The 15,026-nt window shown below is 71.1% G+C and carries 13 protein-coding genes; 7 read left to right on the forward strand and 6 right to left on the reverse strand.

Annotation, left to right across the window (positions count from 1 at the left end; genetic code table 11):
- Positions 1-86: 86 nt before the first annotated feature.
- Complete coding sequence (locus GRC12_RS12110) at positions 87-860, reverse strand: SDR family NAD(P)-dependent oxidoreductase (protein ID WP_208779232.1); 774 nt, start codon at positions 858-860, stop codon at positions 87-89.
- Between the two features lie 61 nt (positions 861-921).
- Positions 922-1,590 carry an MOSC domain-containing protein gene (locus GRC12_RS12115; protein ID WP_208779233.1) on the reverse strand — a complete coding sequence of 223 codons (669 nt, stop codon included), beginning with the start codon at positions 1,588-1,590 and terminating at the stop codon, positions 922-924.
- A 91-nt stretch (positions 1,591-1,681) separates the two neighbouring features.
- Here GRC12_RS12115 and GRC12_RS12120 point away from each other — a divergent pair, with 91 nt between their 5' ends.
- Positions 1,682-2,587 (forward strand): LysR family transcriptional regulator, encoded by a 906-nt coding sequence (locus GRC12_RS12120; RefSeq protein ID WP_208779234.1) that lies wholly within the window; start codon positions 1,682-1,684, stop codon positions 2,585-2,587.
- 107 nt (positions 2,588-2,694) lie between these two features.
- On the opposite strand, the gene GRC12_RS12125 is transcribed toward GRC12_RS12120, so the two are convergent.
- Positions 2,695-3,024, reverse strand: coding sequence for a WhiB family transcriptional regulator (locus GRC12_RS12125; RefSeq protein WP_208779235.1), 330 nt, complete (start codon positions 3,022-3,024; stop codon positions 2,695-2,697).
- A 381-nt stretch (positions 3,025-3,405) separates the two neighbouring features.
- On the opposite strand from GRC12_RS12125, the gene GRC12_RS12130 reads away from it, so the two are divergent.
- The 4 genes from GRC12_RS12130 to GRC12_RS12145 all read left to right on the forward strand — a co-directional run bounded on the left by GRC12_RS12130 (position 3,406) and on the right by GRC12_RS12145 (position 7,833).
- Complete coding sequence (locus tag GRC12_RS12130) at positions 3,406-4,017, forward strand: response regulator transcription factor (protein ID WP_003948568.1); 612 nt, start codon at positions 3,406-3,408, stop codon at positions 4,015-4,017.
- A gap of 321 nt (positions 4,018-4,338) precedes the next feature.
- Positions 4,339-4,926 carry a sigma-70 family RNA polymerase sigma factor gene (locus GRC12_RS12135; RefSeq protein ID WP_093724548.1) on the forward strand — a complete coding sequence of 196 codons (588 nt, stop codon included), beginning with the start codon at positions 4,339-4,341 and terminating at the stop codon, positions 4,924-4,926.
- A gap of 172 nt (positions 4,927-5,098) precedes the next feature.
- The gene (guaB, locus tag GRC12_RS12140) at positions 5,099-6,601 is read left to right on the forward strand and encodes an IMP dehydrogenase (RefSeq protein WP_208779236.1); all 1,503 of its coding nucleotides are present in this window, start codon (positions 5,099-5,101) and stop codon (positions 6,599-6,601) included.
- Between the two features lie 107 nt (positions 6,602-6,708).
- A complete protein-coding gene (locus tag GRC12_RS12145) occupies positions 6,709-7,833 on the forward strand; it encodes a GuaB3 family IMP dehydrogenase-related protein (protein ID WP_208779237.1) in 1,125 nt (374 codons plus the stop codon).
- 791 nt (positions 7,834-8,624) lie between these two features.
- On the opposite strand, the gene GRC12_RS12150 is transcribed toward GRC12_RS12145, so the two are convergent.
- Positions 8,625-9,233, reverse strand: coding sequence for a hypothetical protein (locus tag GRC12_RS12150; protein WP_208779238.1), 609 nt, complete (start codon positions 9,231-9,233; stop codon positions 8,625-8,627).
- A 124-nt stretch (positions 9,234-9,357) separates the two neighbouring features.
- Positions 9,358-10,566 (reverse strand): nucleotide sugar dehydrogenase, encoded by a 1,209-nt coding sequence (locus GRC12_RS12155; protein WP_208779239.1) that lies wholly within the window; start codon positions 10,564-10,566, stop codon positions 9,358-9,360.
- A gap of 271 nt (positions 10,567-10,837) precedes the next feature.
- Here GRC12_RS12155 and GRC12_RS12160 point away from each other — a divergent pair, with 271 nt between their 5' ends.
- On the forward strand, positions 10,838-12,544 hold the full coding sequence (locus tag GRC12_RS12160) for a glycerol-3-phosphate dehydrogenase/oxidase (protein WP_208779240.1): 1,707 nt from the start codon (positions 10,838-10,840) through the stop codon (positions 12,542-12,544).
- Positions 12,545-12,566: 22 nt separating this feature from the next.
- Here GRC12_RS12160 and GRC12_RS12165 read toward each other — a convergent pair whose 3' ends face one another.
- On the reverse strand, positions 12,567-13,610 hold the full coding sequence (locus GRC12_RS12165) for a serine hydrolase domain-containing protein (protein ID WP_208779241.1): 1,044 nt from the start codon (positions 13,608-13,610) through the stop codon (positions 12,567-12,569).
- A gap of 246 nt (positions 13,611-13,856) precedes the next feature.
- Here GRC12_RS12165 and GRC12_RS12170 point away from each other — a divergent pair.
- Positions 13,857-15,026: serine/threonine-protein kinase (locus GRC12_RS12170; RefSeq protein ID WP_208779242.1), on the forward strand; the 1,170-nt coding region annotated here is incomplete at its 3' end.

The raw sequence follows: 15,026 nt of genomic DNA on the forward strand, positions 1-15,026 counted from the left end.
TGCTGCCTCCGGTCCGCCTGGATCCGGTTGAACACCCCCATTCTCTGCCCGCCGGCGTCATCGGGCCATGCAGCCCTGCTGCGCCCCTACTGCGGCCCGTACTTCCGCCCCGTCCGCGATGTGATCCCGCCCAGCAGGGCCCTCGGCGTCACCTTCACGATCCCCATCAGGGCCTTGTACCGGGGGTCCGGGATGGAGAGGGACTTGCCGCGGGCGAGATCACTCAGCGCCGCCGCCACCAGTTTGTCCGCGTCGAGCCACATCCAGCCGGGGATGTTGTCCGTGCCCATGCCGGCCCGCTGATGGAACTCCGTGCGCACGAAGCCGGGGCACAGGGCCATCAGGCGGACGCCGCTGCCCGCGAGATCCTTCGCCGCGCCCTGGGTGAACTGCACGACCCACGCCTTGGACGCGCCGTAGGTGCCGCGCGGGACGAAGGCGGCGACGGAGGCGACGTTGACGACACCCCCGCGCCCCCGCTCCCGCATCGCCTCCGTCGCCGCCGACGTCAGCCGGAGCACCGCCTCGCAGTGGACCTTGAGCATCTTCAGCTCGTCCGCCATGGGGACGTCGAGATAGCGGCCCTTGTTGCCGAAGCCGGCGTTGTTGATCAGCAGGTCGACGGGGTTCCTGCGGTCGGAGAGGCGGGCGGCCACCGTCTCGATGCCGTCGTCCGTCGCCAGGTCCGCCGTCACCACCTCCACCTCGACGCCGTGCCGGTCGTGGAGTTCGGTCGCCTGTTCGTGCAGCCGCTTGGTGTCCCGGGCCACCAGGACCAGGTTGTGTCCGTCCGCCGCCAGCCGCCGTGCGAACGCGGCACCGATGCCCGCCGTCGATCCCGTAATCAGAGCCGTTGTCATGGCCCAAGCGTAGTTACCCGGAGGCAAGGAGTCCGATCCGCGGGCGGGTGGTGAGGGGGGTTCAGGTGCCGTACTTCTCGAGGTACTTCCGCGCGTTGGCCATCGCCTCCGGATGCAGTGCGTCCCCGGCCGCCAACACCCTTGGCAGCAGCGTCCGTTCGGTGGTCACCGCACGGAACTGCAGGGCCACCGTCACGTCGTGGGCGGGCCGGTGCACGATCTCGACCGGATCACCGGACCGTATCTCGCCCGGCTCGATCACCCGCAGGTACGCCCCGGGCGCGCCCTTGCGCGTGAACCGCTTCACCCACCCCCGCTCACCCATATGGCCCTGGAAGGTGCCGCACGGGATCCGCCCGCAGGTCACCTCCAGCACGACCCGGTCCCCGATCCGCCACCGCTCGCCGATCAGCGCGCCCGAGACGTCCAGGCCCTCGGTGGTGAGGTTCTCGCCGAAGGAGCCGTTCGCCAGCGGGCGCGCCAGCTCGCGCTCCCAGCCGTCCAGGTCCTCGCGTGCCATGGCGTACACCGCCTGGTCGTCCCCGCCGTGGTGCTGCCGCTTGCACACCGCGTCCCCGGCCAGCCCGCTCCCGCCGACGCCCTTGGGCCCGGGCGCGGCCACCCGCACCGGCCCCGCCACCGGCCGCTTGTCGATACCGGTCACCCCCTCGGGGTTGTCCGTGTACGGCACGGCCCGCGCGCTGCCCAGATTCACCGACAGAAGCCTCATGACGAAACCGTAGGCCGCCGGGTCTCAAAGCGTCGACCGATTATTCGGCGCCGTGCCAAAGTCTGGCTTATCGTTCGCTTATCCTCGAAGGGTGATCGAGGCCCGTCATCTCCGTGTCCTGCGCGCCGTCGCCACCACCGGTTCCTTCTCGGCGGCCGGACGCGCGCTGGGCTGCACCCAGCCCGCGGTCAGCCAGCAGATGAAGGCGCTGGAGGCGTCCGTCGGCACCCCGCTGCTCGTCCGCAGCGGACGCGAGATGCGGCTCACCCAGGCGGGCGAGGCACTCGTCCGGCACGCCGGCACCATCCTCGCCGGGCTCACCGCCGCCGAGGAGGAGATCGCCGCCATCGCGGGCCTGCGCGCCGGGCGGGTACGGCTCGTGTCGTTCCCCAGCGGCAGTTCCACCCTCGTACCGGCCGCGCTCGCGGCCCTGCGCGCCGCCCACCCCGGCACCCGGGTCTCCCTCGAGGAGGCCGAACCGCCCGCGTCGGTGGAGATGCTGCGCGAGGGCGAGTGCGACGTGGCGCTCGCCTTCCGGTACGAGGGCGCGGCCGGCGGCCAGGAGGGGGAGTGGGACGACCTCGTCGTACGGCCCCTGCTGAGCGACCGGCTCGTCGGGCTCGTACCGGAGCGGCACCGGCTCGCCGGCGCCGGGTCCGTGGCCATCGGGGAGCTCGCCGACGAGCCGTGGATCGCCGGATGCCCGCGCTGCCGCGGGCAGTTGGTGGAGGTGTGCGAGGGCGCCGGGTTCACCCCGCGGATCGACTTCGCGACCGACGACTACCCGGCCGTGGTCGGTCTGGTGGGCGCCGGTCTGGGCGTCGCGGTACTGCCGCAGCTCGCCATCGAGTCCGTACGGCCGCGCCACGCGCGCGTGCTGACGCTGCGGCCCGCGGTGCGGCGGGAGATCGTGGCGCTGACGCTGCCGGACCTCGCCCAGGTGTCGGCCGTCGCGGCGACCCTGGACCACCTCGCGCACGCGGCGGCCCGGCAGTAGCGGACGAGCACGCGCGAGGGTGAGAAAAGAAGGGCACGCGTGCGTGCCCTTCTTGTCGGGAGCTCTGGGTCCTGGAGCTCGGAAACCCGGAACGCGGAAACGTTCCTTCAGTTGTTCGAGGCGCTGCCCGCGCCAGTGGCCCCCGCTGACACCAGCCGGTTCCGCGCCCGCCCCATGAGTTCCTCGCGCTCGTCCTCGGTCAGGCCGCCCCACACGCCGTACGGCTCTCGCACCGCCAGCGCGTGCGCCGCGCACTGCGCGCGCACGGGGCACCTCATGCAGACCTCCTTGGCCGAGTTCTCGCGAGCGCTCCGGGCCGCGCCTCGCTCGCCCTCCGGATGGAAGAAGAGCGAGCTGTCCACCCCGCGACAGGCAGCCAGCAGCTGCCAGTCCCACAGGTCCGCGTTCGGTCCGGGAAGGCGGGAGAAATCTGCCATTACGTGACCCCTTGTAGCCGTTCTGAGCGGATACGGTGCCCACGACCGTACATCTCTCATCTAAGGAGATGAAAATATGACTCATTGCGAATCTAGCCTCAGACACCAGCAGATGGGAAGAAATAGGGCTGAATGGGGCACTGGTTGTGATGAAACGTTGAGGGTCGGCCCCGCATGTCTGCACCGTGTCCGCTCCCTCACGTAGAGTGCCGAAGATGGCACACGGCCCCGTAACTCTTTCGAGTGACCGTCGTTGAGAGTGCGGAGGCGGTTGAAACAAGAAGTGCTCGGGCTAGTGTCCGAGACAGTCGACCGCACAGGTGACGATTTCGTACCAGCCTGGAGGCTCAAGGTGACGTGCATCAGCTGCGGAGGGCGGCCATGACATCCGTCCTCGTCTGCGACGACTCCCCGCTTGCCCGAGAGGCGCTCCGCCGCGCGGTCGCGACCGTGCCCGGCGTCGAGCGCGTGACGACCGCGGCCAACGGCGAGGAAGTCCTCCGCCGCTGGGGCGCCGACCGCTCGGACCTGATCCTGATGGACGTACGCATGCCCGGACTGGGCGGCGTCGAGACCGTGCGCCGGCTGCTGTCCGCCGACCCGGGCGCGCGCATCATCATGCTGACCGTCGCCGAGGACCTGGACGGTGTCGCTCTCGCGGTCGCCGCCGGGGCGCGGGGCTACCTCCACAAGGACGCCTCCCGCGCGGAGTTGCGCGCGACGGTGACGCAGGCGCTCGCCGACCCGACCTGGCGGCTCGCCCCGCGGCGGCTGCGGTCCGCCGAGATGGGGGCGGCGCCGACGCTCACCGCGCGGGAGATCCAGGTGCTCGAAGGGATGAGCCACGGGCGGTCCAACGCGGAGATCGGGCGGGAGCTGTTCCTGTCCGAGGACACCGTGAAGACGCATGCCCGGCGGTTGTTCAAGAAGCTGGGTGCGTCCGACCGGGCGCATGCGGTGGCACTTGGCTTCCGGTGGGGTCTGGTTCGCTGAGAGCTCGGTCGTAACGGCTGTCGTTCTGGTGCGGGCCGTTCGTGCCTGGTCACGCCCACGCGGCGGTAGCCGCAGTTGATGCAGCTCCGCGCCCCTTCAGGGCGCGGTTTGCGACGCAGGTCAATCGGCTCCGTCGGTACCCGCTGCTCGTTTCGGCGCGGATGCCGCATCCTTGAAGATGTGGAGTCTCTCGGGGACGAGTCGGTCGAGCGGAAGGGGAGGGCGCAGGGGATGAGTTCCGGCGCACCTGCTCATAACGCTTCGGTGCACAACATCGGACGCGGTGCCACGGACGACACGGCCGCAAGGCACCATGGACCGATGCGCGACGACGAGGCGGCGAACGCCGCAGGGGCGATCGGTGCACTCGTCCATCGCGCGGTGGACGGGGACGAGCAGGCCACGCACGATCTGCTCGCCCATGTCCACCCGCTGGCGCTGCGGTACTGCCGCACCCGGCTGTCCCGGCTGCCGGGCGACGCCCGGCACTTCGTGGAGGACCTGGCGCAGGAGGTCTGCGTGGCCGTCCTGCTCGCGCTGCCGCGCTACCGGGACACCGGCCGCCCCTTCGAGGCGTTCGTCTTCGCCATCGCCGCGCACAAGGTCGCCGACCTGCAGCGGGCGGCGATGCGGCACCCCGGCTCGACGGCGGTCCCGTCCGACGAGATGCCGGAGCGGCCGGACGACTCGCTGGGCCCGGAGGAGCGCGCGCTGCTCAGCAGCGACGCCGAATGGGCCAAGAAACTGCTGGCCAACCTGCCGGAGAACCAGCGGGAGCTGTTGCTGCTGCGCATCGCGGTGGGGCTCACGGCCGAGGAGACAGGTCAGATGTTGGGAATGTCACCCGGCGCGGTCCGGGTGGCGCAGCACCGGGCCCTGAGCCGGCTCAGGGCACTGGCGGAACAGTAATTCCTGGGCGGTCGGCGGCTTTCCCGAAGCCGGCGCCTTTCTTGAACAGGCCGCTCGGGGATTCCGTACGAACATACGAAGCCCGAGGTCACGCGGAACCGTGGAATTCGACGGCCCTGCTTCCCGTTAGCATGGACATCCGCACCGATCAAGGCCATTTGGGGAAGGTGTCATGACTGCGAACGTCGACGGAGTGCCCGGTAAATTCGCGACACTCGGGCTGACCTACGACGACGTGCTGCTGCTGCCGGGAGCCTCCGAGGTCCTCCCCAACGCGGTCGACACCTCGTCCCGCATCTCGCGCAACGTCCGGGTCAACATCCCGCTGCTGTCGGCGGCGATGGACAAGGTGACCGAGTCCCGCATGGCCATCGCGATGGCCCGCCTCGGCGGTGTCGGCGTGCTGCACCGCAACCTCTCGGTCGAGGACCAGGTCAACCAGGTCGACCTGGTCAAGCGGTCGGAGTCCGGCATGGTCACCGACCCCATCACGGTGCACCCGGAGGCCACGCTCGCCGACGCGGACGCGCTGTGCGCCAAGTTCCGCATCAGCGGTGTCCCCGTCACCGATCCGGCCGGCAAGCTCCTCGGCATCGTCACCAACCGTGACATGGCCTTCGAGAGCGACCGCAGCCGCCAGGTGCGCGAGGTCATGACGCCGATGCCGCTGGTCACCGGCAAGGTCGGCATCTCCGGCGTGGACGCCATGGAACTGCTGCGCAGGCACAAGATCGAGAAGCTTCCCCTGGTCGACGACAACGGCGTCCTCAAGGGCCTGATCACCGTCAAGGACTTCGTCAAGGCGGAGAAGTACCCGAACGCCGCCAAGGACTCGGAGGGCCGCCTGCTCGTCGGCGCCGCGGTCGGCGCGAGCCCCGAGGCGCTGGAGCGCGCCCAGGCGCTGGCCGAGGCCGGCGTGGACTTCCTGGTCGTCGACACCTCGCACGGCCACAACAGCAACGCGCTCAGCTGGATGTCGAAGATCAAGTCCAGCGTGAGCGTCGACGTGATCGGCGGCAACGTCGCCACCCGCGACGGCGCCCAGGCGCTGATCGACGCCGGCGTGGACGGCATCAAGGTCGGCGTGGGCCCCGGCTCGATCTGCACGACCCGGGTCGTCGCCGGCATCGGCGTCCCGCAGGTCACCGCCATCTACGAGGCCTCCCTCGCCGCCCGCCCGGCCGGCATCCCGCTCATCGGCGACGGCGGCCTGCAGTACTCCGGCGACATCGGCAAGGCCCTCGCCGCCGGCGCCGACACCGTGATGCTGGGCTCGCTGCTCGCGGGCTGCGAGGAGTCGCCCGGCGAGCTGCAGTTCATCAACGGCAAGCAGTTCAAGTCGTACCGCGGCATGGGCTCGCTCGGCGCCATGCAGTCCCGCGGCCAGGGCAAGTCGTACTCGAAGGACCGCTACTTCCAGGCGGAGGTCGCCTCCGACGACAAGCTCGTGCCCGAGGGCATCGAGGGCCAGGTGCCCTACCGCGGCCCGCTCTCCAGCGTCCTGCACCAGCTCGTCGGCGGTCTGCGCCAGACCATGGGTTACGTGGGCGCGGCCACCATCGACGAGATGGAGTCCAAGGGCCGCTTCGTGCGGATCACCTCCGCGGGCCTGAAGGAGAGCCACCCGCACGACATCCAGATGACGGTCGAGGCGCCGAACTACAGCAGCAAGTAGGCAGACAGCCGTGCGAGGGGCGGTCCCGGAAGCATCCGGGGCCGCCCTTGTCGTACCCGTCGGCGATACTGGAAGACGCTGAAACGCATCAGGGAAAGGCCACAGACGTGACTGAGATCGAGATCGGGCGCGGCAAGCGCGGCCGCCGGGCGTACGCCTTCGACGACATCGCCGTCGTCCCCAGCCGCCGTACGCGGGACCCGAAGGAGGTCTCGATCGCCTGGCAGATCGACGCCTACCGCTTCGAGCTGCCGTTCCTGGCCGCCCCCATGGACTCGGTCGTCTCCCCGGCCACCGCGATCCGCATCGGCGAGCTCGGCGGTCTCGGTGTGCTCAACCTCGAAGGGCTGTGGACGCGGTACGAGGACCCGCAGCCCCTCCTCGACGAGATCGCCGAAGTGCCCGTCGAGTCGGCCACCCGCCGTCTCCAGGAGATCTACGCGGCCCCCATCAAGGAGGAGCTGATCGGCGCGCGCATCAAGGAGGTGCGCGACTCCGGCGTGGTCACGGCCGCCGCGCTCTCCCCGCAGCGCACGGCGCAGTTCTCCAAGGCGGTCGTGGACGCGGGCGTCGACATCTTCGTCATCCGCGGTACGACGGTCTCCGCGGAGCACGTCTCCGGCTCGCACGAGCCGCTGAACCTGAAGCAGTTCATCTACGAGCTCGACGTCCCGGTGATCGTCGGCGGCTGCGCCACCTACACGGCGGCCCTGCACCTGATGCGCACGGGCGCGGCGGGCGTCCTGGTCGGCTTCGGCGGCGGCGCGGCGCACACCACGAGGAACGTGCTGGGCATCCAGGTCCCGATGGCGACCGCGGTCGCGGACGTGGCGGCGGCCCGGCGCGACTACATGGACGAGTCCGGCGGCCGGTATGTGCACGTCATCGCCGACGGTGGCGTGGGCTGGTCCGGCGACCTGCCGAAGGCGATCGCCTGCGGTGCCGACTCGGTGATGATGGGCTCCCCGCTCGCGCGGGCGACCGACGCGCCGGGCCGCGGCCACCACTGGGGCATGGAGGCCGTCAACGAGGAGCTGCCGCGCGGCAAGAAGGTTGACCTCGGCACCGTCGGCACGATCGAGGAGGTCTTGACGGGCCCCTCGCACACCCCCGACGGCTCCATGAACTTCTTCGGCGCTCTGCGCCGGGCGATGGCCACGACCGGCTACAGCGAGCTGAAGGAGTTCCAGCGCGTCGAGGTGACGGTGGCGGACTCGCAGCACAAGCGGTAGGGGTTACGGCGGAAAGGGGGCCGGTCACCTGAGGGGTGACCGGCCCCCTTCGTGTGCCCGGGGCTTGCGCGGGGCGCGTGGGGTGGTGTGGGGGCGTGCGGTTGCGTTCGGGGCAGATACGGGCTGGTCAGCCGGGTCGGGGGCGATAACGTCCGTGTCGGCGCCCCAAGTTGCTGGAGCGCCCCCTTCCAAGGACTTGGTTCCGGACCCCGCTCCTCGGGGCCCGGCCCGATTTCCGACGGACCGTCTCACCGGGCTACTGGGCGGTGTCGTGGAAGGGGGCGTCCATGGGACGTCACCGCAAGCCCACTCGCTGGGATCGGATCCGTCTGTGGATGGTGAAGTGCCGGAGGAGGTGGATCTTGCGGATTTTCGGATGGTGAGCGGCCGCCCCCAAGCAACCTAGGGGCGGACACTCCGTGAACCATCCGGGAGCCTGCCGCAGCTAGCCCCTGCGGTGGGCTCCACCTTGTTGGCGGGACGCTGAGCGGCCGCCCCCAGACAACCTAGGGGCGGACACTCCGTGAACCATCCAGGAGCCTGCCGCAGTACCCGCTGCGGTGGGCTCCACCCAGTGGGTGTGATGGTGAGCGGCCGTCCCCAAGCAAACTAGGGGCGGACACTCCGTGATCCATCCACGAGCCTGTCGCAGTAAGCCCCTGCGACCGGCCCCACCTGTCTCCGTAAGGTACCCGCGCCGCGCCCCCCATGCCACCAGCCCCGAAGTCCGACGCACCCACGCGCCCCCCTTCACCACCGACGCGCCGCCCCTCCGCCGCGCACCGGCAGCGTCAGAGCGCCGCCTTCTTGGCCCCCGTGAAGGCGACGTACGCGGCGATCGCGAAGAACACGAAGGTCAGCGGGTCGGCGTCCGCCTTCCAGGCCTCCTGGACCACGTCGAAGTGCTGGAAGAACAGCTCGTTGAAGCTGAGCGGGGTCTCCTTCGCGCCGATCATCGCCTCGCCCACCAGCTGGCCGATGTAGACGGAGCCCAGGGACAGCGCCGCGCTCGCGACCGGCAGCACGGGGTTGCGGCCGCCGAGACGGCCCGCGGCGAGTCCCACGAGGAAGCCGACGCCGACCGCCGCCCAGCCGATCTCGTGCTTGGTCAGGCCGATGATCGCGCCGTAGACGCCGGCGGCGACCACGGCGGCGGCGAAGGCGGCCACCAGACCGACGCCGATGTTGTTCCGCACCGGAGCGGGAGCGGGGACGGCCCCGTACGGGACCCCCGGTGCCGGAGGCGGGGGTACGGCGCCCGGCTGCGGGGCGTACGGAACGCCGTCGGTCGGCTGCTGGGCGTACGGGTTGCCGTCGACCGGCTGCGGCTGTGGCTGCGGCTGGGTCTCGGCCTGCGGCTGGGCAGGCGGCTGCTGTGGCGGTGGAGCTGACTGGCTCATGACAGAAATCCCCCCACGGGATGGAACGAGCGGAATGGTGAAGCGGAGAAACGTGCGCACGACTGTGCGACGAGTGAGGGGAGACTAACAGGCAGGACTGACACGGCCACCAGTGAATTTGCCGTCAGAGCCGGTGCGCCGCCCCCGTCGGCGCCGCCCCGCGCGTGTCCAGGAGCAGCTGGGCCTTCACCGACAGGCCCTGGAGGTCGTACGTGCGGTGGTGCTGGAGGAGGATCGTCAGGTCGGCGTCGGCGGCGGCCTCGTAGAGGGAGTCGGCGCGCGGGACCGGGCGGTCGAGGACGTTCCAGGACGGGACGTGCGGGTCGTGGTAGCTGACGGAGGCGCCCAGTTCCATCAGGCGGACGGCGATCTCGCGCGCAGGGGTGGCCTGTTGGTCGGCGAGGTCGGGCTTGTAGGTGACGCCGAGCAGGAGGACGCGGGCGCCGCGGGCGGACTTGCCGTGTTCGTTCAGGAGCGTGGCCGCGCGCTGGACGACGTAACGCGGCATCTGGCTGTTGACCTGCTGGGCCAGTTCGACCATGCGCAGGGTGCGGCCGGCGGGGACGGTCAGGTCCTGGGGGACGGCGTGGCCGCCGACGCCGGGGCCGGGGCGGAAGGCGTGGAAGCCGAACGGCTTGGTCTCCGCGCAGCGGATCACGTCCCAGAGGTCGATGCCGAGGTCGTGGCAGAGGACGGCCATCTCGTTGACGAGGGCGATGTTGACGTGCCGGAAATTCGTCTCCAGGAGCTGGACGGTCTCCGCTTCACGCAGGCCACGCGCGCGTACCACCTTGTCGGTGAGACGGCCGTAGAAGGCCGCGGCCGACTCGGTGCAGGCGGGGGTGAGGCCGCCGATGACCTTGGGCGTGCCGGCGGGCGTGACGTCGCGGTTGCCGGGGTCCACCCGACTGGGGGAGTAGGCGAGGTGGAAATCGCGCCCCGCACGCAGCCGTGAACCCTCTTCGAGGATCGGGCGCAGCAGGTCCTGCGTGGTGCCCGGGGGAACCGCCGACTCGAGGATGACCGTGGTGTGCGGGCGCAGGTGCGCGGCCAGGGTGCGGGCCGCCGCCTCCACCTGGGTGAGGTCGAGACCGCCGTCCGGGCCGGGCGGGGTCGGCGCGCAGATGACCGCGGTGCGGACGCGGCCCAGCTCGGCGGGGCTGGTGGCGTGCCGGAAGCCCCCCGAGAGCATCCGGCGCAGTTCGGCGGGGCTGAGGGAGCCGGGCTCCGGCCCGGTGCGGTAACCGAGCGTGGGGATGCCCGCGGCCACGGCGGCCTGGGCCAGGGGCAGGCCGAACGGGCCGAGTCCGATGACGGCGAGATCTGCGGGCATGGCGTGGGCCGTCCTTCCCAGTAACCGAAGCGGGACAGGTGCGCAAGCCCGGTGGACAGGATGGGCGAGCGCAATGTCAGACTAGGAGTAAATATGACCGTTATGCGGGATTGGTCGCCTGTGTTTTCCGGTCGTCCCGGGAAAGTTGTCCACAGGGTGGGGAGCCGTGGTGGCTGAAGTCGGGCAAGACGGTCAGAATTTGGGCATGGGGGGTACGACACGGGCTTCGCCCGACGGGTGCGGCCGGCGCTATCGATAGCGGGAGGCAGCGGTGAGGACAGCGACACTGGGGCCGGCGCAGCGAGCCGAGTCACTGGCGGCAATGGCCGAGCGCGAGCTGGACGTGCTGGTGGTGGGCGGCGGTGTGGTCGGTGCGGGCACCGCCCTCGACGCCGTGACCCGCGGCCTGTCCACCGGCCTGGTCGAGGCGCGTGACTGGGCATCGGGCACCTCCAGCAGGTCCAGCAAGCTGATCCATGGCGGACTGCGCTATCTGGAGATGCTGGACTTCGCCCTCGTACGGGAGGCCCTGAAGGAGCGCGGGCTGCTGCTGGAGCGCCTCGCCCCGCATCTCGTCAAACCGGTGCCGTTCCTGTACCCGCTGCAGCACCAGGGCTGGGAGCGGCTGTACGCCGGCTCGGGCGTCGCGCTCTACGACGCGATGTCGATGGCCCGCGGACACGGACGCGGTCTGCCGACCCACCGTCACCTGACCCGCCGTCACGCCCTGCGCGTCGCGCCCGCTCTGAAGAAGGACGCACTGGTCGGCGCCCTGCAGTACTACGACGCCCAGATGGACGACGCGCGTTACGTGGCCACCCTGGTGCGCACGGCGGCCGCCTATGGCGCCAGGTGCGCCAACCGCGCCCGGGTGACGGGTTTCCTGCGGGAGGGCGAGCGGGTCGTGGGCGCGCGCGTGCAGGACGTCGAGGCGGGCGGCGAGTACGAGATCCGCGCCAAGCAGGTCGTCAACGCGACCGGGGTGTGGACCGACGACACCCAGGCGATGGTCGGTGAGCGCGGGCAGTTCCACGTCCGCGCCTCCAAGGGCATCCACCTGGTCGTGCCGAAGGACCGCATCAACTCCTCGACGGGCCTGATCCTGCGCACGGAGAAGTCCGTCCTCTTCGTCATCCCCTGGGGCCGGCACTGGATCGTCGGCACGACCGACACCGACTGGGACCTCGACAAGGCGCACCCGGCCGCCTCCAGCGCGGACATCGACTATCTGCTGGAACATGTGAACTCGGTGCTCGCGGTGCCGCTCACCCGCGACGACGTCCAGGGCGTGTACGCGGGGCTGCGCCCGCTGCTGGCCGGCGAGTCCGACGCCACCAGCAAGCTGTCGCGCGAGCACACCGTGGCGCATCCGGTGCCGGGGCTGGTGGTCGTGGCGGGCGGCAAGTACACGACCTACCGGGTCATGGCCAAGGACGCCGTCGACGAGGCGGTGCACGGGCTCGACATGCGGGTCGCCGAGTGCGTCACGGAGGACGTGCCACTGCTGGGCGCCGAGGGGTACCGGGCACTGTGGAACGCGCGAGCGCGGATCGCGGCCCGGACGGGGCTGCACGTGGTGCGCGTGGAGCATCTGCTGAACCGTTACGGCTCGATGGCCGAGGAACTCCTCGACCTCATCGCCTCCGACTCCTCGCTGGGTGAGCCGATGCCGGCCGCCGACGACTATCTGCGCGCCGAGATCGTGTACGCCGCCTCGCACGAGGGGGCGCGGCATCTGGACGACGTCATGACCCGGCGCACCCGTATCTCCATCGAAACCTTCGACCGGGGGACGCGCAGCGCTCATGAGGCCGCCGAGCTGATGGCGCCGGTGCTGGGCTGGGACAAGGATCAGATCGAGCGCGAGGTCGAGCACTACGAGAAGCGGGTGGAGGCCGAGCGGGAGTCCCAGCGGCAGCCGGACGACCTGACGGCGGACGCGGCGCGGCTGGGGGCACCGGACATCGTGCCGTTGTAAGGCGGTTCGGAACCGGGTCGTTCTACGAGGTGCGGGGGCAGAACTCGGCGGCGAGCAGGGCCGGTTCGAGGTCGGGGTCTGTGATCGCCGTCGTGTTCACCCGGTAGGTGAGGACGCGACGGCCGTCGACGGTGGCCGCGGTGCGCACGTAGCTGCCGAGGATGCGGCCGTTGTGTCCCCACACCGTGGTGCCGCACGGCAGCTTCTCCGGATACAGGCCCATGCCGTACAAGCCGTGTGCGGCGCGGGTGTCGCGCATCTCGCGCAGCCGGCGCGGGGGCAGCAGACGCCCGCCGAGCAGGGCCGCGTAGAAGCGGTCCAGATCGGTGAGCGTGGTCACCAGCTCGCCCGCGGCCCCGGCCACCCGCGGGTCGAGTTCGGTGACGTCGGTTCCGTCGGCGGCGTAGGCGCGGCCGTGCGGGGAGGGCAGTGACATGCGGGAGCCAGGGAAGGAGGTGCCGGTCAGACCCAGCGGAGCGATGATGCGGCGCTCGGCCTCGGCGGCGTAGGAGTGGCCGGTCACCTGCCGGACGACCATGCCGAGGAGGACGTAGTTGGTGTTCGAGTAGGAGAAGCGGCCGGGGTGGGCCGGAGGGTGGGTGAGGGCCATGCGTACGGCCTGACGAGGGGAGAGGGGGACCAGGCCCTTGGTGTCGGCGGTGAAGTCGTGCAGACCGCTGGTGTGGGTGAGCAGGGCGCGCAGAGTGATCGTGCGGCCGTCGTTGCCGGCCCCGCGCACCAGGCCGGGCAGGTGCTGCTCCACGGTGTCGGACAGCTTCAGCCGGTGCTCTTCGGCCAGTTGCAGGACGAGCGTCGCGATGAACGTCTTCGTCATGCTCCCGGCGCGGAAGTGGTCGTCGCGGGTGATGCCGGTGCCGGCCCGGGCGTAGCGGCTGCCGGCTCCGTCGCGGACCAGCAGCGCCGCGGCCGGGGCGCCGCCCCGCGTGACCAGCAGCGGGAGGACGGTGTCCGTGGTCGGCGGCCGGGGCGCGGTGGAGTCGGCCGGGGCCAGGGCGAGCAGCGCCAGGGACACGGGCAGGACCAGCAGCGCTCGAAGCGACGGCATGGCGGGCTCCTCCCTTGTCACGGCCCATCATCCAGGGTGGCGAGACGCGGACTTGGTCCGGGTCTGGTGGTCAGGAGGTGGCTTTGTGGTGGTTGTGATGGTCCTGTAAGGGGCCTGAGAGAGGTCGGTCGGCCGTCGGACCGGTGTGCGCGGGCCGTCGTAGGGCGAGAGGCACCCTGGGCGTCGGGCACTTGTCGGGTGAGGGACAATGGAGGCTCTGTCAGGGCGGGTTGTATGAGGGGACGCATGTCGGAGGCGGAGCGGGCGGGTACATCTCGTCAGGACACTCGTCAGGACTCTCGTCAGGACAAGAGCGAGCGTCTTCTCGCCGGGCGGTACCGGCTGCACGACGTGCTCGGCCGGGGCGGCATGGGCACGGTGTGGCGGGCCGAGGACGAGACCCTGGGCAGGACGGTCGCCGTCAAGGAGCTGCGGTTCCCGTCGAACATCGACGACGACGAGAAGCGCCGGCTGATCACGCGGACGCTGCGCGAGGCCAAGGCGATCGCGCGGATCCGCAACAACAGCGCGGTGACGGTCTTCGACGTGGTCGACGAGGACGACCGGCCGTGGATCGTGATGGAGCTCGTCGAGGGCAGGTCGCTGGCCGAGGTGATCCGGGAGGACGGGCTGCTGGAGCCCAAGCGGGCCGCCGAGGTCGGGCTCGCCATCCTGGACGTGCTGCGCTCGGCGCACCGCGAGGGGATCCTGCACCGCGACGTGAAGCCGTCGAACGTCCTGCTGGAGTCCGACACCGACCGGGTGGTGCTCACCGACTTCGGCATCGCCCAGGTCGAGGGCGACCCGTCCATCACCTCCACCGGCATGCTCGTCGGCGCGCCCTCCTACATCTCCCCGGAGCGGGCCCGCGGGCACAAGCCGGGTCCCGCGGCCGACCTGTGGTCGCTCGGCGGACTGCTGTACGCGGCGGTCGAGGGCGTGCCGCCCTACGACAAGGGCTCCGCGATCGCGACCCTGACCGCGGTGATGACCGAGCCGCTGGAGGAGCCGAAGAACGCGGGTCCGCTGAAGGACGTCATCTACGGGCTGCTCACCAAGGACCCGGCGCAGCGGCTCGACGACGCCCGGGCGCGGGCGATGCTCAACGCCGTCATCCACGCGCCCGAGCGCAGGGCCGAGCCGGAGCCGCCGGCGGACGCGACCAAGGTCGTGCCCATCCCGGCGCAGCCGGACCGGCCCGCGGGCAAGGGCGGTTCGGGCGGCTCCGGGAGCAAGCGGGGCGAGGAGGCCGGGGAGAAGCTGCGCGGTGCGCTGCGCTCCATGCGCAAGGCCGCCGTGGCGGCCGCGGCCGGTTCGGCGGCCACGTCCCGCGGCAAGTCGGGCGGTGGTATGGCGGGTTCGGGCGCCGGGGGTGCCGCGGCGGGCGGGACCGTCGCCGACGGGACCGCCGGAGCG

The sequence above is a fragment of the Streptomyces griseorubiginosus genome, from assembly GCF_017614965.1.
Classification (GTDB): domain Bacteria; phylum Actinomycetota; class Actinomycetes; order Streptomycetales; family Streptomycetaceae; genus Streptomyces; species Streptomyces griseorubiginosus_B.